Here is a 25,716-nt window from a genome sequence, read left to right on the forward strand (position 1 = left end):
GTGCGGAAATCGCGTTATCAGGGGACATCATCTCCGGAGCCCCTGCATGCCCCTCCTCGAAAGTCTGAGCCCGCAAGCCCGCCTCGCACCCGAGAGCGGCATCGTCGAAATCGTCAATTATGCCCGTGGCCGCGACGGGCTCATCCCGCTCTGGGTCGGCGAGGGCGACATGGCGACGCCGAAGTTCATTACCGATGCTGCCGCTGCCTCGCTTTCGGCCGGTGATACATTCTACACCTATAATCGCGGCATTCCGGATCTGCGCCGGGCGCTTTCGGATTACTACTTCAGGCATTTCGGCAAGCGCCTGTCGGCTGAGCATTTCTACGTCGTCGGCTCCGGCATGCAGGCCATCAAGCTGTCGATCGAGGCGGTCTGCCAGCCCGGCGACGAGGCTGTCTATCTCTCCCCCGCCTGGCCGAATTTTGCCGCCGCCATCGAAGTTTCGGGCTCTCGCGCTGTTCCTGCGCGGTTGCAGTTCGGCAATGGACGCTGGAGCCTCGACATCGACCGGATCAAGTCGGCGATCACAGCCAGGACCAAGGCACTGTTCATCAACACGCCATCCAATCCCACCGGATGGACCGCAACCCACGACGACCTCCGCGAAATCCTCGCGCTGGCACGCAAGCACAATCTCTGGATCATCGCAGACGAAATCTATGCGCTCTATTCCTTCGCCGGCACCCGCGCACCATCCTTTCTTGATGTCATGGACGCGGACGACAAGATCCTGTTCGTCAACTCCTTCTCCAAGAACTGGTCGATGACCGGCTGGCGGGTCGGCTGGATCGTCGCACCGCCCGAAACAGGACAGGTCTTCGAAAACCTCGTGCAATACGCCACTTCGGGCGTCGCCGAGTTCATGCAGAAGGGCGCCATTGCAGCGCTCGATCACGGCGACAGCCTGATCCAGGGCAATTTCGACAAGGCCAAGACCTCGCGCGACATCCTTTGCGATGCGCTGATCTCGACCAACCGGGTGGAAACGCTGAAGCCCGATGGCGCGCTTTATGCATTCCTGAAGATCGATGGCGTCAGCGATGCGAAGAAGGCTGCGTTCGACATCGTCGACCGGGCGGGCGTCGGACTCGCGCCGGGCACGGCATTTGGGCCTGGCGGCGAGATGTTCTTGCGGGCGTGCTTTTTGAGGGATCCCGCGCAGGTCCGGGTCGCGGCGGAGCGGCTGGCGGATTACATAAGGCGAATCTAGTGAATTGTGCTTTTCGATATTGGTTTTGACTGCCGAGAGCATCACATGCCCAAAGAGATTATTGCTCAAATAAGTCTGCCAAACGAAGCGGGAACAATCGTCCTTTATGCTTGGTCAGACACCGACCCTTCAGATAGCGCCAATCTCGTAAAAATGAGTAGAGACCACAAAATTGAGTGGACAGCAATTCCGCCCGGAGGATGGACGGACTGCTTTACGTCAGCGAACTTCAGCGGCGGTATCCTGACAGCTCACACTTGGAGCGGCTACATAGTCGATATCGACATACACACAGGCAAAATCGGCGAGGCCGTTTTCACGAAATAAGTTGTATCCGAGCAAGCACGGCGACCGCAAAACGACTACCCAACTGCAGACAGGACTACTGAGCCGTCTCTAGTCCCGCGAAAGCTTCACCCGCCAAAGTGCTGAAAAGACCCCGCATGACCGCGGGGAACGATTCGGCATGAAGAGGCGTAGATGAAGGCGGTAATCCTGGCAGGTGGTTTGGGCTCCCGGTTGGCCGAGGAAACGCAGACGCGCCCGAAACCGATGGTGGAAATCGGTTCGCGCCCGATCCTCTGGCACATCATGAAGATCTACTACGCCCATGGCATCCGCGATTTCGTGATCTGCTGCGGCTTCAAGGGCTACATGATCAAGGAATATTTCGCCAATTACGGACTTCACATGTCCGACATCACCTTCGACCTGGCCGCCAATCGCCTGGAATTTCATCGCCAGAACGCCGAAGCCTGGCGCGTGACGCTCGTCGACACCGGCGAGAATTCGATGACCGGCGGCCGCCTGAAGCGGGTTGCTTCCTATCTCGATCCGGACGAGGATTTCTGCTTCACCTACGGCGACGGCGTCTCCGATACCGATGTCTCGGCGACCATCGCCTTCCACAAGAAGCATGGCAAGCTCGCCACGGTGACTGCCGTTCGGCCACCGGCGCGCTTTGGCGCGCTGCGTTTCGACGGCGACGATGTCAACGGCTTTGTCGAAAAGCCCGAGGGCGAAGGCGGCTTCATCAACGGTGGCTTCTTCGTACTCAACCCGAAGGTGATTTCGCGCATTGCAGAAGACTCGACCAGCTTCGAGGCCGAGCCTTTGGGCGGACTGGCCGACGAAGGCCAGTTGAAGGCCTGGTTCCATGAGGGTTTCTGGCAGCCGATGGACACGCTGCGCGACAAGATCCAGCTCGAAAATCTCTGGGCGTCCGGTAAGCCGCCCTGGAAGGTATGGTGAGCGCCATGAGCTTCTGGAACGGCAAGCGCGTCCTGCTCACCGGCCATACAGGCTTCAAGGGCGCGTGGTTAAAGCTCTGGCTGACGCGGCTTGGCGCCGATGTGCATGGCCTGTCGCTCGATCCGCCGAAAGGACCGGCGCTAACGCGCACTCTCTCGGAAGGGCGCGGCAATCGCGACGACATCGTCAACATCCGCGACCGGCATGCGGTTCTCAACCGTGTGCTCAACGTCAAGCCCGAGATCGTGCTGCATCTTGCCGCCCAGCCGCTGGTGCGGGCCGGTTATCGCGAACCGTTGGACACATTCGAGACCAATGTGCAGGGTACGGTCAACCTGCTCGACGCTCTGCGTGGCACGGCGGATATCCGGTCGATCGTCATCGTCACCACCGACAAGGTCTATGAAAATCCGGAAAGCGGCAACGCCTTCAGCGAAACCGATCCCCTCGGCGGCCACGATCCCTACAGTGCATCCAAGGCAGCCGCGGACATCGTCACCGCGAGCTATCGTCGCTCTTACTTCCTGCCGTGCGGCACAGGCCTGGCGTCGGCACGCGCCGGCAATGTCATTGGCGGCGGCGACTGGGCTGAAGACCGGCTGATCCCGGATGCGATTCGCGCCTTCGCGCTGAACAAGCCACTCGATATTCGTCGTCCCGGCGCCATTCGCCCTTGGCAACATGTGCTCGATCCGCTGTGGGGCTACATCCAGCTCGCGGAAAAGCTCTGGCACCAGCCGGACGTCGGACCGGCCTATAATTTCGGCCCGGATGCCGCCAATGCTGCGACCGTGCGCCGCCTGCTCGAACTTTCGCAGAACCATTTCGACATTTCCAACATCGTCTGGGGCGATGGGCAGGAAGGGCCGCATGAGGCGGGCCTGCTCACGCTGGACAGTTCCAAGGCCGAACGGGAACTCGGCTTCGAAAGCCGCTTTTCGCTTGAGGAGACAATCGACCGGACGTGGAAATGGTACAAAGGTTTCCAGTCGGGGCGTTCGGCGCTCGACCTCTGCCACGCCGATATCGACGCATTCGAGGCTTATGTCGAGCCGGCCCTCAGAAAGGCGATCGCTTGAGCGACCGCTTCCAACGGACTGAGACGCCGCTTGCCGGACTGCTGCTTCTGAAGCGTCGGGTAATCGGAGATGCCCGCGGGCATCTCTCACGACTGTTCGATGCCGAGGATATGATAGGCCTCCGCTGGCCAGGTGGCGTGTTCCAGGTCAATGAGACGCAGACGGCCAAAGCGGGAACGGTGCGCGGCTTTCACTTCCAGCATCCTCCGTTTGCAGAGGCCAAGCTCGTGACTTGCATCGCTGGAAAAATCGTCGATATCGCGATCGATATCCGAAAGGGCTCGCCGACATTCCTGCGGTCCTTCGCAGTTGAGCTTTCGTCAGAAAACAGCTGCTCGCTGCTGATCCCCGAAGGCTTTGCACACGGCTTCCAGACGCTGGAAGACAACACAACGCTGATCTACACGCATTCTGCACCATATCGCGCCGATGCCGAAGGCGGGCTCAATCCGCTCGATCCGCGCCTCGACATCGCCTGGCCGCGGCCAATCGAGAACCTTTCACCACGCGATCAGGCGCACGCCTTGATCGACGATGCATTTACGGGACTGACACTATGAAATGCCGTCACTGCGGTCACAGCGACTTCTGGCCGTTCCTGGATCTGGGGACAGCGCCGCCGTCCAACTCTTATGTCAGCGCCGAGGGGCTGTCGCGCCCGGAACTCTGGTACCCGCTGGTCATCCGCACCTGCAGCCACTGCCTGCTGGTTCAGACCGAGGATTTCGCCTCGCGGGAAACGTTCTTCTCCGACAGCTACGCGTATTTCAGCTCGTTTTCGACATCATGGCTCAATCACGCCAAGGCGTATGTCAACGATATGGCCGAGCGGTTCTCGCTCGATCAGAACTCGCGGATCATCGAAATCGCAGCCAACGACGGCTACCTGCTACAGTTTGCCAAGGCGCGTGGCATTCAATGCCTTGGCGTCGAGCCCACCGCCAGCACGGCGGCCGCGGCGTGTGAAAAAGGCATCGAGATCGTCGAGGATTTCTTCGGTGTCGCCCTTGCCGACGAACTTGTCGCCAAGGGCTGGCGAGCGGACTTGATGGCCGCCAACAATGTGCTCGCCCATGTGCCTGACATCAACGATTTCGTGGCCGGCTTTGCGCATCTGCTCGCAGCCGAAGGCGTGGCGACGTTCGAGTTCCCGCATCTGATGAACATGGTCACCGAGCGCCAGTTCGATACGGCCTATCACGAGCACTATTCCTATCTGTCGCTGACATCTGTCCGGCGGATCTTCGAGGCCAATGGGCTGAAGGTCTTTGATGTCGAGACGACGCCCTGGCACGGCGGCAGCCTCAGAGTGTTTGCGGCTCGCGCGGACGCGCAAACAAGGCCGGTGCAAGCGTCGGTGGCTAGCATGATGGCGACCGAGGAAACGGCCGGCATTCTGAGCAAGTCCTTCTACACGAATTTCCAGACCGAGGCCCAGAAGGTCCGGGACGACTTCGTGTCCTACCTGATCGAATGCCACGGAAAAGGTTTGAGGGTCGCAGCCTATGGCGCAGCCGCCAAGGGCAACACGCTCCTCAACTTCGCCGGCATCAAGCCGGACCTGCTGTCTTTCGTGGTGGACAAGAACCCTGCCAAGCAGGGGCTCTATCTACCGGGAAGCCGCATCCCGATCGCTGATGAAACACGGCTCAAAGCCGAAAAACCGGACAGGGTGGTCATACTGCCATGGAATATCCAGAGCGAAATAATCAACCAGCTTTCCTATATCAGCGGTTGGGGTGGGAAGTTCGTGACAGCAGTGCCGGTGCTGACGGAGCACTGACGCAGCCGATCGATCTCGGCGAACGCGTGGTGACCGACGAAGCGGCGGATGCCGCCGCTGCCGGGGAGCCCCGCACGCCAAGCGATGTCTGAGACACCAAAACTTACGATCTGCGTGCCGTCGCGCAATCGGCAGATGTGTTTCCAGCAGACCATTTGCGATCTGATCCGCAGCGACCGCACCGATATCGAATTCGTGTTCACCGACAATTCGGACAATGCCTCGATCATGAACAATTTTATGGCCGGGACCGCCGATGCGCGCATTCGCTACCTGCCGTCGGCGGAGCGGACGCTGTCGATGATGGACAATTGGGAACGGACAGTCGATGTCGCCAGCGGCGAATGGGTATGCGTCATCGGCGACGATGACTACATCGATCTGGATCTCGTGGATCTTATCGAACGGATCGAGCAACGCGCCGAAAAGGTCGACGCCATTGCCTGGAACCGCACAGCGTTCGCCTGGGGTGGCGAGCCGCGCCGCGAGATGCAGACGGCAACGTTTTCAATGGCCAACCGGGTCGTCCGCAGTCCTCATCACGCGATGATGGACAGGTTGTTCGGCTGGCTGGGGGCAAGCCATGTCCTGCACTGTCCGTATGGAATCTATCACGGCGCCGTCCATCGCAATTCAATCCTGCGCATCAAGGCGCAATACTCGAACAGGTGCTTCGAACATCCGGTCGTGGATTACGACTTTTCCCACAAGCTGCTCGCCTCATCCAGCAGCCTGATCTTCATCGACAGGCCGATGTCGGTGCTCGGCGTGTGCAAGGAAAGCAATTCGGCGGCGGTCGGCAACGCAAAGGCCTCGGAGGCAGCGCGCGAGGCCTATCTCAAGGAAAACGGCGATGTTTTCGATTTGGCCGCGATCGAAGCCGGTTTTCCTTTCACGCAGAAGACAGGCGTCGCCGGCAGCATCATGTCGGCACAGCAGTGGTTCAAGCGGAAGTACGGTTTCAGGTTCGAGAACTGGGAGGGCAACTTCATTCGGGCCATGGCGGCCGAGTGCAAGCTCTTTCGCGATCGGCAGGAGTTCGAACGGCATGTCGAAATCTGTCGTGCGGCCTTTGAAGCGTGGGAAGGCGGAAAGTACCTGCGTTACTTCAAGCCCGTTTACGCCGAGCCTAAAAGTGATCTCTGCTTTTTTGGTGTGAATAGGCGCGACATCTCCATCAACCTGGAGATCGCCGACGTCGTGACGCCGGCGCAATTCTATGCGATTGCGCAGCAGATATTGCCCGACCCCGCTACCGTAGAATTTGAGTTCCAGGTGTGAGGCCCGGACACGGGCAGCTTCAGTTTCAGTAAAGGCTGCCTCCATAGGATGAGACAACGGAGCCTCATCATGATTACGTCCCCTGTCCTTTCCATTTGCGTCCCGTCACGCAACCGTCAGGTCTATTTTCAGCAGACGATCCGCGACCTGATCTCCCATACGCGGCCGGACATCGAATTCGTGTTTGCCGACAATTCCGATGACCCGTCTCTCATGGACGCCTTCATGGCTGAGATCGATGACCCGCGCGTGCACTACCTGCCGTCGGTCCCGGAGGTCCTGCCGATGCAGGACAACTGGGAACGGGCGATGCAGGCGACATCGGGCGACTGGATCATCTTCATCGGCGACGATGATTTCGTCGACCCCGAAGTCGTCGATGTTATCAAGGAGATCGTCGCGAGGAAGCCTGCGGCTGAGGTGATCGGTTGGAACCGACTAACCTACAAGTGGCCGGATTACCGCCCCTATCCCGGCAATTTGGCGCTGTCGCTGAAAAGCATTGTGCAGGTGGCAAAACGCGATGACCTGATCAAGGATATGTTCGAGTGGAGAGGCGCCTCGCATGTGCCCGCGTCGCCCTTCACCATCTACCATGGTGCCGTTGCCCGGCCGGCGATGGAACGCATCAAGGCGAAATATTGCGGTCGCTATTTTGAGCATCCGACCGTTGATTTCGATTGCTCCTTCAAGCTGCTGTTCACGGCAAATGCCTTTGTCTATATCGCCCGGCCCGTATCGGTGATGGGCGCGACCGCCAGCAGCAATTCGGCCGCCGTCGGGCGGTTCGAGAAGGCCCTCGAAAACTACGAAACCTTCGTCAAGGAGAAGGGCAACGTCTTCGAATCCGATGACTTCATGCTCAACTTTCCATTCAAGGCAAATCTTGGCGTCGCCTGCTCCATCTTGGCGGCCCAGCACTGGTTCAAGAACAAATACGGCGTGACGATCGACGGCTGGGAAGAGAATTTCGCGCTCGCGCTGGCCAATGACTGCAGCCATGCGATGGAACGGCAGACCTTCGATCAGCATGTCGAACTCTGCCGTCGTGCTTTTGCCGCCTGGAAAGGCGGCAAATACCTCGCAGCCTTCGCACCGCGTTTTCTGGAACGCCGGACGGCGGGCGTGTTTACGGGTCTGGCGGGATCGAGCATCTTCGTCCACGAGGATATCGGCAACTGCCAGACGCCTGCGGAGCTCTATTCGATTGCGCAATCGATGATCGTGCCAATGAGCGATCTGACTTACCATCTCGGTCAATCGAAGATGGTCGAAGCGGCATGACGTCGGCACCTCGAAGCAACACGGCACCAACAACGGCACCTACAGGTTCACATAAGCCTGCCTTCCTATTCTCCGGCTCTATCGGAGCTCTTTCATGCAGGCCACCACGCCCGTTCTGTCCATCTGCGTGCCATCGCGCAACCGGCAAGTCTATTTCCAGGCGACGATCAAGGCGCTGACGGCTTCGCTGCGCGCCGATGTCGAATTCGTGTTCGTTGATAATTCCGATGATCCATCGGTGATGGACCGCTTCATCGAACCCTACCTCGCCGATCCGCGCGTAAGATACGTCTCCGCAGGACCGGTCGTTCGCCCAATGATGGAAAATTGGGAAGTAGCACTTGAAGCCACAACCGCCCGCTGGGCGATGGTGATCGGCGACGACGATTATGCCGATCCGGAGATCGCCGATTTGATTGCTCGGATCGAGGAGCAGGCTCCCGACGTCGAGGCGATCGATTGGACGAAACTCTATTACACCTGGCCTTACGAAGATAAGCCTGTTCTTTCCAATCCGGTGCATATGAAGTCGGAGCTTCATGAGGTGCCGAAGGCGCACCTGATGGAGCGTGCCTTTCGCTGGGAGAATGCACGCGAGGTGCTCGGCTGCGGCTTCGGTATCTATCACGGAGCGCTGTCGCGCCCGCTGCTTGATCGTATCAAGGCGCTCGGCGGTGGCAGATACTTCGAGCATCCGGTGATCGACTACGACAACATTTTCAAGGTGATCATGCATGGCAAGCGCTTCGTGCATTGCCGCCGCCCCCTGTCGGTGATGGGCGTGTGCCCGGAAAGCAATTCCGCCGCCACCTCCAACCCCGAAATGATGCGCAAGAAGCAGGACATCTTCGACAAGGAGCATGCGACACCGATGGACCGCATGGCGTGCTATGAAGGCTATCCCTTCAGCTCCCGGCTGGGTCTCGCGGCCTGCATCCTGATGACGCAGCACTGGTTTGCAGAGCGCTATGGCCACAGCTTCCACGGCTATGAGCGGAACTTCGTCAATTCATGCGAAATTCAATGCAACAGGATTGATGATCGGGCGCAATTCGATCTGATTGCCAACGGCTATCGCCAAGCCCTGGGGACCTGGAAGGGCGGCAAATATCTCAAGCATTTCAAGCCCGTCTATCAGCCGAAGCCCACCGCTCCGACGTTTTGCGGCTATCTCAACGAGAGCATTTTCGTGACCGACGATCACCCGGCTTTCGATAGTTGCAGGTCCTACTATGAGCTTGCCTCCACCATGATCGAGCCAGTGGCCGACCTCGTCGTCGATCTGCAGCGTTATCGCGTTGCGCCGGCTGAGAAAAGACGCGCATGAGCATGCTTTCTAAAAGGTTTATTCGCAATTTGATGCCTATGATCGCAGCCGAGACGCAGGCAGAAGCAGGGTGCAAGGCACCTTCATTCTCGAAGGGGCGCAGGACATGCTGACATTCCAACAGGCCAAAGATCCCGACTATATGGCGATCCGAGCCAAGAACCTCACAGTGTCGCTGAGGAATCGCCAGATCCTGACGCTGGTGGTCGAGGCTGCCTCCTCCTGCAATCTCAAATGTTCGTTCTGCGATGCCCATTCGGGCCGGGCGCCGAAATTCCGCGAACATGCCGGTGTGATGAAGGAAGAGACCTGGGAAAAGCTGGTTGACGACCTCAGGATCTATGTCGCCGAGCGCGGGCCGCTGGCGATGCTGCAATTCCACGGCAATGGCGAACCGCTGCTCAACAAGAAGCTGGCCGCGATGATTTCCCGCGTCAAACGCGAGGGCCTGGCGACCAAGGTGCGCGTCATCACCAACGGCATCCTGCTCGACGTCAAGAAGACCAACGAGCTGATCGATGCCGGCATCGACGAGTTCCATATCAGCGTCGATACGCTGGATCGCGACAAGTATCGTGAGGTCAAGGTCGGCGACTATGCAATGCGCGTGCTCGACAACCTGAAAGCCGTCATTCCGGTCATCGAGGAGCGGCAGACAGCCGGGCTCTACATCAAGTATTTCCAGGCCGAGGAGGATAATTCCTACGGCATCACGGAAGCGGACTCGGAGTCGGTGTTCAACGAATTTGCTGCCGCAGCCCGCAGCTCGAATTTCGTGCACCTCAAGCAGCAGCCGCTGGTCGATGTCGGCAAGGGCATGCTCGATGGCAAGGACGGCATGGCAGCGCCTTGCGAGATCCCGTTCTACCTTCTCTATGTCATGCACAATGGCAAGGTTTCGGGCTGCTGCTCCGACGTCTTCAATGGCCTGACTGTGGGCCATATCATGGACGAGATCCCGGCGGAGAAGAGCCATCTTGGCGGCTCGCTGCTGGAAGTGGTCGATTCCATCGCGCTTTATGAGATCCGCAAGAAGCACCTGAACGGCCGCTGCGGCGACATCAAGCTCTGCGCCGGCTGCGGCAACCGCACGGCGGTCGATCTCTCGCAGCTGCCGTCGACGACGGTGGACGAACTCAATCTGGCGATTATCCCGCCAGCGCAGGCGCTGATTGCTGCGGAGTAGTCGTTTTTCCTCGACCTACGCGTGAAGCCCTCATCCGGCGCTTCGCGCCACCTTCTCCCCAAGGGGAGAAGAGGGAGTATGCCGGACCTTCGCCGTCCTCCTCTCCCCTTGGGGAGAGGTCCGCCGAGCGAAGCGGAGGCGGGGTGAGGGGTTTGTTTGGGCAGGACGAAAAAAGCCTGGATCGGCGAGATCCAGGCTTTTCGTTTGCGCTGCAAGTCGGCGGACCGCCTTGCCCTCTGCAATCACAGCCGTTTCAAGAACCCGTCCGGCGAGGCGGTGATGGCGATCTTGTGTTCGATCGTGTGGTCGATCTCAAGGATCAGCTTTTCGCCATCCTTGGCCGTACGGCCTTCGCCGGAGAGGCGCTTCATATATTCCCAGACCGCGGTCTTCGGGTTGTCGCCCTTGCCCCAGGGACGATCGTTGCACATTTCGTCCGGCAGGTCTTCGACGCCGGTATCCCAGACGACGCAGTAGGACCCCTTGGTCACGTAGGGTGCGTAGAGTTCGAGTTCTTCCAGCACGTGTTCATGGGTGTGGTTGGAATCGAGGAACACCATGATGCGATTGTAGCCCTCGGCATGCTTGGCGATCTGCTCCATGATCTCCGGCGCGACCGACGAGCCCTGCAGCAGGTGAATCTTGTGGCTCATTGGATGGGCGTCGATCGCCGAGCGATTGTGCGGGCGGATGTCGATATCGACGCCCACCACTTTGCGGCGGCTGGCCCTCGGGTCGAGCGTGGTGCCCGCGACCACCGCGTCGCAATAATCGAGCATGGCCAGCATCGAGGCCGAGGTGATCAGCGAACCGCCATGAGCGATGCCCGTCTCGATGATCAGATCCGGACGGTACGACCAGATGATCTCCTGAATCGCATAGAGATCCTGCGGCACCTGGATGACCGGGCGGCCGAGCCAGGTGAAATTCTGCGCATAGCCGTGGCGGATCGATTCCCGCACCCAGATATTGGACAGGCCGAGAAAATCGCGGTCCTCGCCGATACTCTTGATGTTGTTGGCGACGAGTTCGCGGAAATGTTCGACAGGATCCATGTTCATTCTCCCTTTCAAGCATCGACCCATGCATAGAGCACCGTTTCCATGAACTGCGGCGAATGATGGCGCAGCGCGAAACGATACTCCGGCACGAGCGATTTCAAATAATGGCTGATCACCGGAATATCCGATGGATAGTGGTAGACGCAGATGGCGAGTTTCGGGCGGCATGTGCGGATCATCTCCGCAGCGCCGCGCAGCAGCGGCATTTCCATGCCCTCGACATCGGCCTTGAGGAATGTGATGGCCTCTCCCTGAAGGAAACCATCGAGCGTCTCGATGCGGATTTCCTGGTCGCCGGTTTTTTCGAGCGCCAGGCTGGTCATTTGGCCGCTCTGGCTTTCGGCCTTGGCGACAGCGACGGCTTCACCCAGCGCCGCGGGCACGAGGATGATCTGGTCTTCGTCGAGCGCCCATTCGGTCATCAGTCGTCGCGCACGTGTCTTGAGCGCCCGGAATTGTTTTGGGCCGGGTTCGAAGGCTATGACCTTGTTGAAGATGCCGTATTGCGTCCACACGAACCGTTCCAGACTGTCGCCGACATAGGCGCCGGCATCGACAAAGGTTTCCTTCTCAGTGCCTGAGAATTGCGGCAGAGCGAAGTACTGGTCCTTCTCGAAAATCGACATGACATAGGTGCGGTCGCCGGTCAGCATGGTCGACAGCACGGCACGCAGCACCAGCCGTGAGCTTTCGTCATCCAGCATTCCGTCGTGGATATCGCGGAAATCACCGAAATCGCGCGCCACGTAAAAGGCATCGCAGGAGATATGGGCGATGCCCAGTTCTTCAAGCCGCGCCGAGATCGGCAGCACCGCATGCCTCGCCGAGATGAACACGAAGCCCGGCTTTTCGACATCGACCGCATCGGCAGAGTGGACCGGCACACCCTCGATCGACTTGCCTGCCATAGCCGGGTTGCCGTCGTAGCAACGGTCAAAACGAATGCCGCCACCAGTGAGATCCGGCAGCGCCCAACGGCCGAGAAAGCCCATGCCATAAAGCGCAGCCGCCTGCGCGCCCGAGAGAATGCCTGCGGGTACCGATGCCAGCGTCGATGCGGCCTTGGCCGCCAGTGCTTCGATTTCCGGGATCATGATGAGATCCTTTCATTCGGAATCGCATAGAGTACCGCACCAGTACCGCACCAGCTGTGCAGCCGGAAGAGGAAGCGATAGTTCTCCACTGCTTGCATCAGCCAGATCGGGGTTTTCCAGATGCCGTCGTCATTGTGGTAGATGGTTGCCGCGATGATCGGCCGGTGCTCGCGAATGGTCTGCCAGCCACCCTTGAGCACCGGCAGTTCGGCGCCTTCGAGATGCAGCTTGATGAAGGTCGGTTCGATGCCGAGCGCGTCGATTGTCGTCACCTCGACCTGCGACCGGCCGGAATCCGAGAGTTGCGAGGCATAGCCGAGGCCGTCGTGAAACGCCGCCTTGTGCCTGTGAGCACCAAGCGCGGGCGACAAAATGGTCGGCCGCCTGCCCTGCTCAGCCGGCCAGCGCTCGGCAAAGGCCTGCTCGAGCACCTCGCCATTGGCCGGGTCTGGTTCGATTGCCACTATCCGCGTCCAGTCAGGGCGTCGGCGATCGAAGTCCAGCGATACCGAGCCGTGATGGGCGCCGGCATCGAGAAACACCTCACCGGCGCGAAGACTGTCGATCACCTCAGGGATGAAGAAGCGGTCGTTGCCGGTGACGGCTGCAGGCTCGAATGTCCACTCCTGGCGCAGCCGGCGCCAAGCCAGGAACTGCAGGTGGTGGGCGCGCGAGATGTCATCGGCAAAGCCTGCAAGGGCGGCGCCGGCCATCTCCTTGTCTGTCTCCGAGAATGCTTGTGCGAGCCAGCCGTTCGACAGCGGATGCAGATGCCGGAAGCGTTCGGAGAAGTCATAAAACGGCACGATGTGCTGGAAACCGAGTTCGGCTAGATAGGTTTCGAGCGGCGCCTGCGGCGCGGTTGCCACCGTCACCAGCACCTGATGACTGCGCTTCAGCGTCTCGGGAACATCCTCTGGACGATAGATCGGCTTGCCATCCCAGGCGGGGTCATCGCGAAGGCTATCAGCGTTGCGGTCAACGACGAAGTCGAAGTCGTACCAGACCGCCTTGAGGAAATCGCGTGCCATCCGGCCTAGATTTCCGGCGCCATAGAGGCCGATCGGCATGTCGAGCGAGACCGGAACGCGCGTTGGCACGTCGGCATCGATCTCCTCCAGCAACTCGCGTGAGCGCGCCACGTCAGGCAAGGCATAGAAATGCCGCGCGACATGCCACGTCGTTGCTTGCTGCTGCCTTTTTGCCTTTGCCGGCATGCGCACCCGAATCTTTCCCTGCTTCGTCTAATGGAATATTCCAGCAACGCTTGCCCGGAGCTAATGTGAAATGGCTACATGACGCCAGAAGGGCGTTTTTTTGGGGATACGCTATGCTGCTGGCGCAAATCTCTCTTCCGTCACTGCCTCCTCGGACTTGTTCCAGGGGATCATGCAGGCGATCCAGCAGCGGCGCGTCCGCGCCGTGAAAGGAGTCTCTCGCGCTCAAGGACTTGAGCGTGCTGGATTCCTGTGACAAGCACAGGAATGACGGAGGAGATTATCGCTTCGCCATCAGAAAACGACTAGCGGCGCGAGACAGCATATGACGCACATCCTCCTGACCGGGGCATCCGGCTTTGTTGGCCGGCAGATCGCCAAGGCGCTGCTCGCCCAAGGACACCGACTGACGCTTGTGCTGCGGCCGGGCGGGCTGGAGCGTGCGGGGCTGGCGCATGAGAATGTCGCGGTGGTCGAAACCGCTGATGTGTTCGGTGAGACCGCGGACTGGTGGGCGGCTCATCTCGAAGGCATCGATACCGTCATCCACTCGGCCTGGTATGTCGAGCCGGGCAAATATCTGGATTCAGCGCGTAACGTCGATTGCGTGCTCGGCACGGTGCTGCTCGCAGAAGGCTGCGTGAAAGCCGGCGTAGGGCATTTCATTGGTGTGGGTACATGCTTCGAGTACCGGCTGCCAAATGGGGCGATCAGCGCGCAATCTGAGGTCGGACCGGTGACGCTCTATGCGGCGGCAAAGCTTGCGCTCTATCATATTTTGAAACGACGGTTCGCGGGCACGTCGACGGCGCTTACCTGGGCGCGGCTCTTCTATCTCTATGGCGAGGGCGAACATCCGGCGCGGCTTTTCCCGGCGTTACACCGCAAGCTCTCCAGTGGCGAGCCGATGCAACTGTCATCGGGCGACAAGGTCAGGGATTTTCTCGACGTGCAACGCGCCGGTGAGTTGATCGCCACGCTCGCCTGCACTGGCCAGACGGGCATTGCCAATGTCTGTTCGGGCAAAGCGGTGACGATCCGGGAGATCGCCGAAGGGATCGCCGATATCTATGGCCGGCGCGACCTCCTGGAATTCGGCCATGCCGTCGCCCATCCGCGCGATCCAGAAGTTGTCGTCGGTATTCCCAATGTGAAATTGCAGAAATAAAGAAAGCCCGCCGGTTTCTGGCCGGCAGGCCTTGGTTCAGGTTTCGATCTCAATTACGCAGTGACGGCGTCGCGGTTGCCGAGGCCGAGGCGGGCGTCGACCGAGATGCTGCCTGCACCGACAGTGGCGAGCAGGATGTAAGCACCAGCCAGCGTGAAGTTCTTCATCATCATGATCTGGTTCAGCGTGTTGATCCAGCCCAGGGCGCCTTCCGGCCAGCCAGGAATGTTGACGGTGCCGCTATGGAAGACAACGCCGGTGAACACACAGAACGCGGCAAGTGCCCAGCCAACAATCTTGGTCTGGAAGCCGACGAGCACCGCGAGGCCGGTGACGAGTTCGAAAATGCCGGCGAGATAGGTGAGCGCAGTTGCTGCTGGCAGGCCGGCACCGGTGATCATGCCGGCAGTGGCAGCAGGATCAGTGAGCTTACCGAAGCCGGAAAGAATGAAGATGAACGAAAGAAGGATGCGAGCGATGAGAATGATAATGGACTTGGACACTGGGGTAGCTCCCGTTGAGTTGATGACGGGAGATAAGCATTTTCTCATTGTAACCGATAGACCGTCGAATGTGCACATATTGTCAAGCAATAGCGAACGATCTTCGACTTGCTTATTTGTGAATTTTACATTCCCTATCCTTGCGAGCCGCTGGACCTGCGCCTATCTCTCTGAGCGCCACACCTTTTTCCATCTTCTCCTTCTATGTCCGCTCAACCCCCTCAAGGATCTGATTTTATGGCTGATCTTTCCGCTTTTCCAATTTCCAAGCGCTGGCCCGCAACCAACCCGGATGCCATCCAACTCTATTCGCTTCCCACACCAAACGGCATCAAGGTTTCCGCGATGCTGGAAGAGACCGGCCTCGCCTACGAGCCGCATCTCGTCGATTTCGGCAAAAACGACCAGATGACGCCGGAATTCCTGTCGCTGAATCCGAACAACAAGATCCCGGCGATCGTCGATCCGAATGGCCCGGACGGCAAGCCGATCAGCCTGTTCGAGTCGGGCGTAATTCTGCAATATCTTGCCGAGAAGACCGGCAAGTTTCTGCCCGCCGACGCTGCCGGCCGTTACGAGACGCTGCAGTGGGTGTTCTTCCAGATGGGTGGCGTTGGCCCGATGTTCGGTCAGGTCGGTTTCTTCGTCAAGTTCGCCGGCAAGGATATCGAGGATCCTCGCCCGCGCCAGCGTTACATCGACGAGGCCGTTCGCCTGCTCGGCGTCATCGAGGGTCGACTGACCGGCCGGACCTATATGATGGGCGAAGACTACACGATCGCCGATATTGCACTCTGGCCGTGGCTGCGGACGATCAATGGCTTCTATGAGGCCGGCGACCTGGTTGGCATCAACCGTTTTCCGAAAGTACTGGCCTATGTCGACCGCTGCCAGGAACGTCCGGCAAGCCAGAAGGCCGTCAACATCCCGGCGCGCGGCTGAGCCACCCTATACTCCACAAAAGGAAAATCCCCACTCGGGGATTTTTCATTTCCGGACGTTCAATGGGTTCCGTGAATATCCGGTGCCATGCGCGGGAAGATGAAGATACCGCGCATCGTGCCGTTGCTGCTTTCGCCAAAGCCACCGGACTCGCCGACGCACATCAGCGGCTGGCGTTCGCCCGGGCCGCAGACAATGTAGGTGGAAAAGCAGAAAGACGACGGCGAAGATGAGGCGTTTTCCAGAAGCTCGAGAATGTTGACCCGGTCATTGGGCTCGTAGCAACGCAGCAGCGTCAGCAGGCCGCACTCGCCTTCCTGCAGACCGTGAAAATAGCCGCCGATCCTGCCGATCTGGAACAAGCCGTTGCCCAGGTCCCCCGTCCAGTTTTCGGTCACACAGAAATTCAAAACTTCCAGCCCTTCTGCCAAATCGGAAGTGGGGCGGGCCTGGCCGGCGGTTGAAGGCGCTTTCATTTTTGATATTCTAAACACTTCAAATACCTGTCACTAGGTTTCGGCCCCAATTGGCCAGGCAAACCGTCGGCAAGAAGAATATGACTACAAGGCATTTTCTGACGCGATCATAAACTGCGTCGAAGTCGACAATCCCTCTATTCTTTGGATCCATGTCGTCGACAGAGCATCGATCCTCTTCGATAACGTGGTGGAAAGTCGACTTCAGAGCGCGAGCCCGACGAACTTGAAACGCCCTATTTCCCCCTCGATTCGCGACTTTTCTTTATAAGACCTTTTTCATTAACAGCAACATAAATTGTAATTCCACATAATTCATGTGGAAAAGCCAATGTAGTTTCAGCCACACTGTGAATAGCACGCTTTGAACTTCATTCCGGTCCGTACGAAACCATCATCGTAAACGTTTATTCTTTGCTGAATTGATGAACCGATTTCACGGTTGCCTTAGATCATTTCACGCAAAATCATTCGCATGCATGCAATTCAACCAGTGATATAAAGACTAAGTATAGATAAAATCTGAGATATAGGCCGACTAATATTTGCCGGCAGCGCTGCATATTTACAAAACTCGTGGAGTCCGAAAATACACCTGCAGACAATTCCTGCGAAAAAGGGCGCCCTTTTGAGGCGCCCTTCAATCTAGCATGAAGATAAGGCTGACGCCTTATTACATCATGTCCATTCCACCCATGCCGCCCGGCATGCCGCCGCCCATCGGAGCATCCTTCTTCGGAAGCTCGGCGATCATGGCTTCGGTGGTGATCAGCAGCGAAGCAACCGAAGCTGCGTTCTGCAGGGCCGTGCGAACAACCTTGACCGGGTCGACGATGCCCATGGCAATCATGTCGCCATATTCAGACGTCTGGGCGTTGTAGCCCCAGTTGTCTTCGTTCTTGTCGAGGATCTTGCCGACAACGATCGAGGCTTCGTCGCCTGCGTTTTCAGCGATCTGGCGAACCAGCGACTGCAGAGCGCGGCGGATGATGTTGATGCCGGCTTCCTGGTCGTCGTTTGCACCCTTTGCGGTGATCTTGACGGAAGAACGCAGCAGAGCGGTACCGCCGCCCGGGACGATGCCTTCCTGAACAGCAGCGCGCGTCGCGTTGAGCGCGTCGTCGATGCGGTCCTTCTTTTCCTTGACTTCGATTTCCGTCGAGCCGCCAACGCGGATCACGGCAACGCCACCGGCGAGCTTGGCAAGACGTTCCTGCAGCTTTTCGCGGTCGTAGTCAGAGGTGGTTTCTTCGATCTGAGCCTTGATCTGGGCAACGCGGCCTTCGATGTCCGACTTCTTGCCGGCGCCGTCGACGATCGTGGTGTTTTCCTTGGAGATCGAGACCTTCTTGGAACGGCCGAGCATGTCGAGGGTGACGTTTTCGAGTTTGATGCCGATGTCTTCGGAGATCACGGTGCCGCCCGTCAGGATGGCGATGTCTTCGAGCATGGCCTTGCGGCGATCGCCGAAGCCCGGAGCCTTGACGGCAGCAATCTTGAGGCCGCCACGCAGCTTGTTGACGACGAGCGTAGCAAGAGCTTCGCCTTCGACGTCTTCAGCGATGATCACCAGCGGCTTGCCGGTCTGAACGACAGCTTCGAGAACCGGCAGCATGGCCTGGAGGTTCGAGAGCTTCTTTTCGTGAAGGAGGATGTAGACGTCTTCGAGGTCTGCAATCATCTTCTCGGCGTTGGTGACGAAATACGGCGAGAGGTAGCCGCGGTCGAACTGCATGCCTTCGACGACTTCGAGTTCGGTTTCGGCAGTCTTGGCTTCTTCAACCGTGATGACGCCTTCATTGCCGACCTTCTGCATGGCTTCAGCAATGTCGAGACCGACCTGCTTTTCGCCGTTTGCGGAGATCGTGCCGACCTGTGCGACTTCTTCAGACGTGTTGATCTTCTTGGCCTTGGCCTGGAGATCCTTGACGACTTCCGAAACAGCGAGGTCGATACCGCGCTTCAGATCCATCGGGTTCATGCCGGCAGCAACGGCCTTGGCGCCTTCGCGAACGATCGCCTGGGCCAGAACGGTTGCAGTCGTGGTGCCGTCGCCGGCGATGTCGTTGGTCTTCGAAGCAACTTCGCGGACCATCTGGGCGCCCATGTTTTCGAACTTGTCTTCGAGTTCGATTTCCTTGGCGACCGAAACACCGTCCTTGGTGATGCGCGGAGCGCCGAAGGACTTGTCGATGATAACGTTACGACCCTTCGGGCCGAGGGTGACCTTCACCGCGTCAGCGAGAATGTCGACGCCGCGCAGCATCTTTTCGCGTGCGGTACGGCCAAACTTGATTTCTTTTGCAGCCATTTTACGAAACTCCTGGGCTCATTGCCCATTGGTTGTCATGGAATAAAGGGTAACCGGCAATCAGCCGATGACGCCCATGATGTCGGATTCCTTCATGATCAGAAGGTCTTCGCCATTGAGCTTGACTTCGGTGCCCGACCACTTGCCGAACAGGACGCGGTCGCCAGCCTTGACGTCGAGTGCAACGAGCGCACCCTTGTCGTCACGAACGCCGGTGCCGACGGCGACGATTTCGCCTTCCTGCGGCTTTTCCTTGGCGGTGTCAGGGATGATGATCCCGCCCTTGGTCTTTTCTTCGGACTCGACGCGACGTACGACCACGCGGTCATGAAGCGGACGGAAATTGATGCTTGCCATTGTCTGTTTCCTCGATCGAATGACATTGCCGGGGGTGACCCGGAGGATGGGTTTGTTAGCACTCCTCTCCTTGGAGTGCTAGCGGGGTGGATTTAGGACCGGCCCGAATGAGAGTCAAGGATGGCCCCCACAAAAAATTGGGATTGGTGAATGAAGCGGAGGTTAGCCGTCTATCAGCTTTGCAATCAGCGGCTCGAGTATTTGCGCCAGGTCATCGTCAGCCTCCGCGCCCAATGCCGGCAGGCTGATCATCTGCCGCATGATCTGAATGCCCGCGACCAACGACAAAAGTATGGCAGCTCGCTGCGGCGCCAATTTTCCTTGAAGTGCCGAAGTGACGTTCATCTGATGATGGCTCTCGATGACGTACCGCGCGATCTCCAGCGCCCGTTCGTTGGAGACCGAGCGCAGCATGATCAGAAAGCCATCGAGCGCAGTCGCGCCGGGTGCTGTTACATCAACCAATGCGTTGGCGATCTTGCGCGCGCGGTCGGGTGCACGCAACGTTTCAGGCGTGGCGATGATCGGGTTCTCGTTGGCCCGCGCCAGCACTTCGGCAAATAGTCCTTCCTTCGAACCAAAATAGCGGTTGATCAGCATGGCTGTTACACCGGCGCCTTCTGCAATCTCGCGGACACCGGCCCCCTCGTAGCCGGATTTTATGAAGGCGGCGCGTGCCGATTCCAGAATCGCCAGCCGTGTCGCTGCAGCATTTCGCGGACGATGCGAGGTCTCTTCCATAGGGAGGTCCAATCATAAATATACAAGTGTAGACTTTGTCGATCTTACAGAGTATACACCCGCATACATGGGGTCAATGCGCGGCCCAGCAGACTGAGGAGTTGAGATGCAGGAAATGGTTCTGGTTACAGGCGGCAGTGGCTTCATCGCCAAATGGTGCATCGTCGAATTGCTGAAGCGTGGCTACGCTGTGCGGTCCACACTGCGCAATCTGTCGAAAGAGCCAGCGATCCGGGTCGAGATCGCCTCTGCGGCAGGACATACGGACGGCCTTTCCTTCTTCGCCGCTGACCTGCTCGACGACGCGGGTTGGGATGTGGCAATGGCTGGATGTCACTACGTTCTCCATGTCGCATCGCCGCTCGGAGATGGGAAACCAGGCGACAGGGATGCTTTTGTCGGGCCGGCACGAGAGGGTACCCGGCGCGTGCTGCGGGCTGCCGTAAAGGCTGACGTAAAACGCGTCGTGATGACATCGGCAGCGGCGGCGGCCAGGCCTCCGCTTGATTCCGGCCTCGTCAGTGACGAAACGATCTGGGCCGATCACGACGACCGGCAATTCGACGCCTACCGCGTGTCGAAAATCCTTGCCGAACGCGCCGCCTGGGACTTCATGGAACGAAATGGCGGGGCCACGGAGTTGGCCACAGTGCTTCCCGGCGCGGTTTTCGGTCCGGTTCTCTCCGCCGACAATCTCGGCTCGGTCAAGATCATCAGGGACCTGCTTGAGGGGCGCCCGGCAGCAATGCCGAGACTGGGCTTTTGGGTGGTGGATGTGCGGGATCTTGCCGACCTGCATATCCGCGCCATGATCTCACCGGAAGCGGCAGGCGAACGCTTCATCGCGGCCGGTGATTTCATGTGGATGGAAGAGATCGCCAAAACCCTGCGCGGGCATCCGGGTAGTCTCGGCTCGAAAACACCGACACGCCGCCTGCCGAATTTCCTCGTCAAACTGTTTTTGCCATTCCTGCCGCAATTGAGAACACTTGCGCCGCTGATCGGGCGCAAGTTTCTCCTGAACTCGGACAAGGCGCGTCGCGTGCTGGACTTCTCGCCGCGCCCTGGCCCTGAGACGATCATCGACTGTGCGGAAAGCCTGATCGAGATGCCAGCCACACATTGACAACCCTCCGGCATTTCGGCACAAATACATCATGGAGTTCGCGAGCGCTCCACGAGGCGCCATGCCACAGTTTCGCATCCGTTCGACCAACTTTACACGGAGCAAAACCATGGCATCCTTTGGCGCAATTTCGTCCGAAAAACTCTTCCGGCTTCTCGGCTCTTCCCAGGCCCCCACCCTCATCGACGTGCGCGATGCCGATGGCATCGACGAACGCCCGTTTCTCGTGCCATCCTCGTTTCACCGCGATTATCGCGAGACCAGCGACTGGGGTGAAGAGTTCGCGCAGGTTCAGGTCATCGTGGTGTGCAGCAAGGGCAAGAAGCTCAGCGAAGGCGTCGCAGCCCATCTGCGCATTCTCGGCTCACAAGCGGAGATCCTCGAGGGTGGCATCGAGGCGTGGGCGGCGGCCGACCTCCCGCTGGTGCCGATCTCCAGCCTGCCGGGGAGCAAGCCAACCGGCCGCACTCTGTGGGTCACCCGGTCACGGCCAAAGATCGACCGCATCGCCTGTCCCTGGCTGATCCGCAGGTTTGTCGATCCGCTCGCCCGGTTCCTGTTCGTCTCGGCGAGCGAAGTGGAGGCCGTTGCCGAAAAATTCGATGCGACGCCGTTCGACATAGACGGAACCTACTGGAGCCATCGTGGCGACACCTGCACATTCGACATGATGCTGGAGGAATTCGGGCTGAAGACACCGGCACTGCTCACTCTTGCGGAGATCGTGCGCGGGGCGGATACCGACCGGCTTGATCTCAGCCCCCAATCGGCGGGCCTGCTTGCCATCTCGCTTGGCCTGTCGCGAATGCATTCCTCAGATCTAGAGCAACTCGAGGATGGCATGCTGATCTACGACGCCCTCTATCGCTGGGCGCGGGACGCAATGGACGAGAAACACAATTGGGTATCTCATGGCGGCAAAGGCGCGCGACCATGAACGAGTCCAGCCCTGTCGCTGCCGTAGCGGACGCACCGCCGGCCTATCCGACATTCGCCGAGGCGTTCAAAGTCTGGGCGAAGATCGGCTGCCTGAGCTTCGGTGGTCCGGCCGGTCAGATCGCCCTCATGCATCGAGAGCTCGTTGACGAACGACGCTGGATCTCCGAAAGCCGGTTCCTGCATGCGCTGAATTTCTGCATGCTGCTGCCCGGACCGGAAGCGCAGCAACTCGCCACCTATATCGGCTGGCTGCTGCACGGATGGCGCGGCGGACTGGTGGCGGGCCTGCTCTTCGTGCTGCCCGGTTTTCTGGTCATCCTTGGCCTTTCCACCAGTTACGCATTGTGGGGACAGACCGACCTGCTCGTGGGATTGTTCTACGGCCTCAAGGCCGCGGTGCTGGCGATCGTGCTTGAGGCAGTGGTGCGCGTCGGCAAGCGCTCGCTGAAAAACCGGGTGATGCAGCTTCTGGCGCTTGCGGCCTTCATTTCGCTGTTCTTCTTTGCGGTCCCCTTTCCGCTTGTCGTGCTGGCGGCCGGCATTATCGGCTATCTCGGCTTTCGCTATGCGCCCAACCGCTTTTCTCCCGCCGGCCACAAGTCTGCCGCCCCGGATCTGCCCGCCGTCATCGACGCGCATACGCCCGAAAGCCCGGCCAGCTTGGCATCGGCCCTGCGCGCGACCTTGCTCTGGCTGGTTCTGTGGGTGTTGCCCTTCATCCTGCTGGCGGGCCTGGGTGCGGCCAGCAGCAGCTACTGGAGCATAGGTACATTCTTCTCGAAGATGGCAGTCGTGACCTTCGGCGGCGCCTATGCAGTGCTCTCCTACGTCGCCCAGCAGGCGGTCGATCACTATCACTGGCTGCAACCCGGCGAGATGCTGGATGGGCTGGGCCTCGCCGAGACCACGCCAGGGCCGCTGGTGCTGGTGCTGACCTTCGTCGGCTTCATGGCCGCCTACCGTTCGCCTGGAGCGCTTGCACCTTTGGCCGGCGGCGTTGCGGGCGCGGTGCTGACAACCTGGGTGACATTCGTGCCCTGCTTCCTGTGGATATTCCTCGGCGCGCCATGGATCGAGAAGCTGCGGAAAAACCTCGCGCTGTCCGGTGCGCTCGCCGCAATCTCGGCGGCCGTCACCGGTGTCATCCTCAATCTGGCCATCTGGTTCGGCGTGCACACGCTGTTTGCCCGGGTAACGACTGTATCATCCGGACCACTGCAAATGCTCTGGCCGGAATGGCAGTCGATAGATCCCACGGCCTGCGGATTGACCGCGCTTGCAGCTTTGCTGCTGTTTCGTTTCAAGGTGGGTGCCTTCGTCACGCTGGCCGTTTGCGCAGCTTTGGGGCTTGCAGCGCACAGCGCTGGGATTTGAAGCATCTTCCGCGAAACTCGATTGGAGTTTAGCCACGCGCACTTAAGTATTTCAACTTACTCCAGCTTAAATACACATCTTCGCGCAAGTTAAAACTGCTACATATGCTTCCGTCACTGTTGTTCGAGTCGTACGAGCGGAAGCAGGTGTCGGATGGGATGGAATAGAGTTGTTACTCTGGAAATAATCGGACGACAAAGACAGGTCAGGCGCATTGCCGACACACGTGATGCTGCGATGTGCCTTCTACGCGACTGGCCAAAAAAGGCGGGCTATTATTACATTCGTGCGCTTAAGGGATGTGCGAGAGCCTTGAAAGGCGAACTCGACGACGATGATGCGCGCTTTTATCTGATTGACGCAGCACGAGATGCGGCGCTGAATGTTCAAGTGTCGCTTGGTCCATCCGTGTTGACTGAATTCGAATATGAAATTGCCGCGATTTGTGATGAACTGGCGTTTTCCAACCGCGAGAAGCCGGAGACATAGGCATTCTAAACTTCAGGCTTACTCTATCGGGAGGTGGAAACACGTTTTCCGGCAGTCGATATGAGCGCTAATCTTGAAAAAGCGCAGCAACGTGATTGGAGGCTCGGATGAGGTACGTTATTTTGATCGTTCTAATCGCCGTGTTTGTTACGTGGGACGTCACACAGAACGATTCCCGCTTGCTCCACAAGGTCGGCAACTTCGTCCAGCGCATGGCGGCGAAAATCTCCTAGACGCTCGTTACCTGGCGATGCAGCCGACCGTCGGGCAGTTATCGGCAAAACCGCGTTCGTCCCAATGGCATGCGATGACGGACTCTCCGGAATAGCGCATGCCGATGCAGGCTTTGTCGTTGCGACACTGTTCGGCCGTCAGATGCTTTCCACAGGCCCCATCTTCAGACTTGGTGCACCAATCATCCGGCGACATGCCGCAGGGATTCTGAGCGTACGCGCCAAAAGCCGGAACGACTGCAAAGGCCAGCAAGAATACGATCCGGATCAATCTCATGGCAGGAGCATAAGTCGGGCGCTCCAGTCGGAGCAAGCGTATTTCAGACTTCTCTCCCGGCTTCGGGCCTTTTATTGCTGCACTGCCACTTTCTCCCTTGTCATCGCCGCTCCATTTTGCGATTTGGAGCGCACAGAACACCCGGAGCAATTCATGGCAGAGCGCATTGGATCTATCAGAGACATCGTGTCCCATTACGATGTCATCCTATGCGATGTCTGGGGAGTGCTTCACAATGGCATCAGCGGCTTTCCAGAAGCATCGCTGGCGCTGCAGGCAGCACGCGAAGCCGGCCTCACCGTCGTGCTGATCACCAATTCACCGCGCCCCAACAAAGGCGTCTCCATCCAGCTCGATGGATTGGGGGTTTTGCGCGAAGCGTATGACCGCATCGTCACGTCGGGCGATGTGACCCGCAAGCTGATCGCCGAGGGGCCGAAGAAGGTTTTCTTCATCGGCGCCGATCGCGACACGCCGTTGCTCGAAGGCCTCGGCACCGAGCTCGTCGGCGAAGACGAGGCAGAAATCATCGTCCTCGCCGGCCTTTATGACGACGAGAACGAAACACCGGAAATGTATCGCGACCTGCTGACGCGCCTCGTCGCCCGCGGCATCCCGATGATCTGCGCCAATCCAGACCTCGTCGTCGAGCGCGGCCACCGGCTGATCCCGTGCGCCGGCTCGGTCGCAGCACTTTTCGAACAACTGGGCGGCACGGTCCGCATCGCGGGCAAGCCCTATACACCCATCTATACGGCAGCGCTTGAAGAAGCGCGTGGCCATCGCGGTCCGTTCGACAAGGCGCGCGTGCTGGCAGTCGGCGACGGCATGCCGACTGATGTGAAGGGCGCGATTTCCGAGGGACTCGAACTGCTCTATATATCGGCCGGTATCCATGCCCGCGACTACATGAACGGCGACAAGACCGATGAGAATGCGCTCGACATCTTTCTGCAAAGCCATCAGGCGTATCCGCGCTGGTGGATCCCGCGGCTTCAGTAATC

Annotated in this window: 27 protein-coding genes; 18 read left to right on the forward strand and 9 right to left on the reverse strand. The window is 59.0% G+C overall.

Annotated features, from left to right (window positions below; translation table 11 throughout):
- Window positions 1-46 precede the first annotated feature (46 nt).
- The 10 genes from ACXHRN_RS19195 to ACXHRN_RS19240 all read left to right on the forward strand — a co-directional run bounded on the left by ACXHRN_RS19195 (window position 47) and on the right by ACXHRN_RS19240 (window position 10,404).
- On the forward strand, window positions 47-1,213 hold the full coding sequence (locus ACXHRN_RS19195; RefSeq protein WP_488637903.1) for a pyridoxal phosphate-dependent aminotransferase: 1,167 nt from the start codon (window positions 47-49) through the stop codon (window positions 1,211-1,213).
- A 45-nt stretch (window positions 1,214-1,258) separates the two neighbouring features.
- Window positions 1,259-1,540: a DUF7957 family protein gene (locus tag ACXHRN_RS19200; protein ID WP_488637904.1), complete on the forward strand. Its 282-nt coding sequence runs from the start codon at window positions 1,259-1,261 to the stop codon at window positions 1,538-1,540.
- A 153-nt stretch (window positions 1,541-1,693) separates the two neighbouring features.
- Complete coding sequence (rfbF, locus tag ACXHRN_RS19205; protein ID WP_488637905.1) at window positions 1,694-2,464, forward strand: glucose-1-phosphate cytidylyltransferase; 771 nt, start codon at window positions 1,694-1,696, stop codon at window positions 2,462-2,464.
- 5 nt (window positions 2,465-2,469) lie between these two features.
- Complete coding sequence (gene rfbG / locus ACXHRN_RS19210; RefSeq protein ID WP_488637906.1) at window positions 2,470-3,543, forward strand: CDP-glucose 4,6-dehydratase; 1,074 nt, start codon at window positions 2,470-2,472, stop codon at window positions 3,541-3,543.
- Window positions 3,540-4,103, forward strand: a complete 564-nt coding sequence (locus ACXHRN_RS19215) for a dTDP-4-dehydrorhamnose 3,5-epimerase family protein (RefSeq protein ID WP_488637907.1) — start codon at window positions 3,540-3,542, stop codon at window positions 4,101-4,103. The genes rfbG and ACXHRN_RS19215 overlap by 4 nt, the downstream gene beginning before the upstream one ends.
- Window positions 4,100-5,326 (forward strand): methyltransferase domain-containing protein, encoded by a 1,227-nt coding sequence (locus tag ACXHRN_RS19220; RefSeq protein ID WP_488637908.1) that lies wholly within the window; start codon window positions 4,100-4,102, stop codon window positions 5,324-5,326. The genes ACXHRN_RS19215 and ACXHRN_RS19220 overlap by 4 nt, the downstream gene beginning before the upstream one ends.
- 84 nt (window positions 5,327-5,410) lie before the next feature.
- Entirely contained in the window at window positions 5,411-6,607 is a 1,197-nt protein-coding gene (locus tag ACXHRN_RS19225; RefSeq protein WP_488637909.1) for a glycosyltransferase family 2 protein, read from the forward strand.
- Window positions 6,608-6,676: 69 nt separating this feature from the next.
- Window positions 6,677-7,891: a glycosyltransferase family 2 protein gene (locus ACXHRN_RS19230; RefSeq protein WP_488637910.1), complete on the forward strand. Its 1,215-nt coding sequence runs from the start codon at window positions 6,677-6,679 to the stop codon at window positions 7,889-7,891.
- A gap of 94 nt (window positions 7,892-7,985) precedes the next feature.
- Complete coding sequence (locus ACXHRN_RS19235) at window positions 7,986-9,218, forward strand: glycosyltransferase family 2 protein (RefSeq protein ID WP_488637911.1); 1,233 nt, start codon at window positions 7,986-7,988, stop codon at window positions 9,216-9,218.
- A gap of 106 nt (window positions 9,219-9,324) precedes the next feature.
- Window positions 9,325-10,404 carry a radical SAM/SPASM domain-containing protein gene (locus ACXHRN_RS19240; RefSeq protein WP_488637912.1) on the forward strand — a complete coding sequence of 360 codons (1,080 nt, stop codon included), beginning with the start codon at window positions 9,325-9,327 and terminating at the stop codon, window positions 10,402-10,404.
- A 242-nt stretch (window positions 10,405-10,646) separates the two neighbouring features.
- Here ACXHRN_RS19240 and ACXHRN_RS19245 read toward each other — a convergent pair whose 3' ends face one another.
- From ACXHRN_RS19245 to ACXHRN_RS19255, 3 genes are read right to left on the reverse strand one after another with little or no spacing between them, the layout of a single operon-like run.
- On the reverse strand, window positions 10,647-11,459 hold the full coding sequence (locus ACXHRN_RS19245) for a cephalosporin hydroxylase family protein (protein WP_488637913.1): 813 nt from the start codon (window positions 11,457-11,459) through the stop codon (window positions 10,647-10,649).
- Window positions 11,460-11,473: 14 nt separating this feature from the next.
- Window positions 11,474-12,559, reverse strand: coding sequence for an FkbM family methyltransferase (locus ACXHRN_RS19250; protein WP_488637914.1), 1,086 nt, complete (start codon window positions 12,557-12,559; stop codon window positions 11,474-11,476).
- Window positions 12,556-13,776 (reverse strand): FkbM family methyltransferase, encoded by a 1,221-nt coding sequence (locus tag ACXHRN_RS19255; protein WP_488641950.1) that lies wholly within the window; start codon window positions 13,774-13,776, stop codon window positions 12,556-12,558. Before ACXHRN_RS19255 ends, ACXHRN_RS19250 begins: the two co-directional genes overlap by 4 nt.
- Window positions 13,777-14,101: 325 nt before the next feature.
- Between ACXHRN_RS19255 and ACXHRN_RS19260 the strand changes: the two genes are divergently transcribed.
- On the forward strand, window positions 14,102-14,944 hold the full coding sequence (locus ACXHRN_RS19260; protein ID WP_488637915.1) for an NAD-dependent epimerase/dehydratase family protein: 843 nt from the start codon (window positions 14,102-14,104) through the stop codon (window positions 14,942-14,944).
- A gap of 53 nt (window positions 14,945-14,997) precedes the next feature.
- Here ACXHRN_RS19260 and ACXHRN_RS19265 read toward each other — a convergent pair whose 3' ends face one another.
- Window positions 14,998-15,447: a DoxX family protein gene (locus tag ACXHRN_RS19265; RefSeq protein WP_488637916.1), complete on the reverse strand. Its 450-nt coding sequence runs from the start codon at window positions 15,445-15,447 to the stop codon at window positions 14,998-15,000.
- 237 nt (window positions 15,448-15,684) lie between these two features.
- On the opposite strand from ACXHRN_RS19265, the gene ACXHRN_RS19270 reads away from it, so the two are divergent.
- Window positions 15,685-16,389, forward strand: a complete 705-nt coding sequence (locus ACXHRN_RS19270; RefSeq protein WP_488637917.1) for a glutathione S-transferase family protein — start codon at window positions 15,685-15,687, stop codon at window positions 16,387-16,389.
- A gap of 59 nt (window positions 16,390-16,448) precedes the next feature.
- Here the strand turns inward: ACXHRN_RS19270 and ACXHRN_RS19275 are convergent, their stop codons facing one another.
- The 4 genes from ACXHRN_RS19275 to ACXHRN_RS19290 form a co-directional block, all read right to left on the reverse strand.
- Window positions 16,449-16,865, reverse strand: a complete 417-nt coding sequence (locus tag ACXHRN_RS19275; RefSeq protein ID WP_488637918.1) for a hypothetical protein — start codon at window positions 16,863-16,865, stop codon at window positions 16,449-16,451.
- Between the two features lie 673 nt (window positions 16,866-17,538).
- Window positions 17,539-19,176, reverse strand: a complete 1,638-nt coding sequence (gene groL, locus ACXHRN_RS19280; RefSeq protein WP_488637919.1) for a chaperonin GroEL — start codon at window positions 19,174-19,176, stop codon at window positions 17,539-17,541.
- A 60-nt stretch (window positions 19,177-19,236) separates the two neighbouring features.
- Window positions 19,237-19,533, reverse strand: coding sequence for a co-chaperone GroES (groES, locus tag ACXHRN_RS19285; RefSeq protein ID WP_488637920.1), 297 nt, complete (start codon window positions 19,531-19,533; stop codon window positions 19,237-19,239).
- 162 nt (window positions 19,534-19,695) lie between these two features.
- A complete protein-coding gene (locus tag ACXHRN_RS19290) occupies window positions 19,696-20,274 on the reverse strand; it encodes a TetR/AcrR family transcriptional regulator (RefSeq protein WP_488637921.1) in 579 nt (192 codons plus the stop codon).
- 106 nt (window positions 20,275-20,380) lie between these two features.
- Here ACXHRN_RS19290 and ACXHRN_RS19295 point away from each other — a divergent pair, with 106 nt between their 5' ends.
- The 5 genes from ACXHRN_RS19295 (at window position 20,381) to ACXHRN_RS19315 (ending at window position 24,435) form a co-directional block, all read left to right on the forward strand.
- Window positions 20,381-21,400, forward strand: a complete 1,020-nt coding sequence (locus tag ACXHRN_RS19295) for an SDR family oxidoreductase (RefSeq protein WP_488637922.1) — start codon at window positions 20,381-20,383, stop codon at window positions 21,398-21,400.
- A 109-nt stretch (window positions 21,401-21,509) separates the two neighbouring features.
- Window positions 21,510-22,337 carry a chromate resistance protein ChrB domain-containing protein gene (locus ACXHRN_RS19300; RefSeq protein WP_488637923.1) on the forward strand — a complete coding sequence of 276 codons (828 nt, stop codon included), beginning with the start codon at window positions 21,510-21,512 and terminating at the stop codon, window positions 22,335-22,337.
- Window positions 22,334-23,713: a chromate efflux transporter gene (gene chrA, locus ACXHRN_RS19305; protein WP_488637924.1), complete on the forward strand. Its 1,380-nt coding sequence runs from the start codon at window positions 22,334-22,336 to the stop codon at window positions 23,711-23,713. The genes ACXHRN_RS19300 and chrA overlap by 4 nt, the downstream gene beginning before the upstream one ends.
- Window positions 23,714-23,866: 153 nt before the next feature.
- Window positions 23,867-24,202: a DUF982 domain-containing protein gene (locus ACXHRN_RS19310; protein WP_488637925.1), complete on the forward strand. Its 336-nt coding sequence runs from the start codon at window positions 23,867-23,869 to the stop codon at window positions 24,200-24,202.
- Between the two features lie 107 nt (window positions 24,203-24,309).
- Window positions 24,310-24,435 carry a hypothetical protein gene (locus ACXHRN_RS19315; protein ID WP_488637926.1) on the forward strand — a complete coding sequence of 42 codons (126 nt, stop codon included), beginning with the start codon at window positions 24,310-24,312 and terminating at the stop codon, window positions 24,433-24,435.
- A 7-nt stretch (window positions 24,436-24,442) separates the two neighbouring features.
- Here the strand turns inward: ACXHRN_RS19315 and ACXHRN_RS19320 are convergent, their stop codons facing one another.
- Entirely contained in the window at window positions 24,443-24,907 is a 465-nt protein-coding gene (locus tag ACXHRN_RS19320) for a hypothetical protein (protein WP_488637927.1), read from the reverse strand.
- Here ACXHRN_RS19320 and ACXHRN_RS19325 point away from each other — a divergent pair.
- Entirely contained in the window at window positions 24,866-25,714 is an 849-nt protein-coding gene (locus ACXHRN_RS19325) for a TIGR01459 family HAD-type hydrolase (protein WP_488637928.1), read from the forward strand. The genes ACXHRN_RS19320 and ACXHRN_RS19325 overlap by 42 nt on opposite strands.
- The last annotated feature ends 2 nt before the right edge of the window (window positions 25,715-25,716 follow it).

This window comes from Shinella sp. OV683, assembly GCF_057787725.1.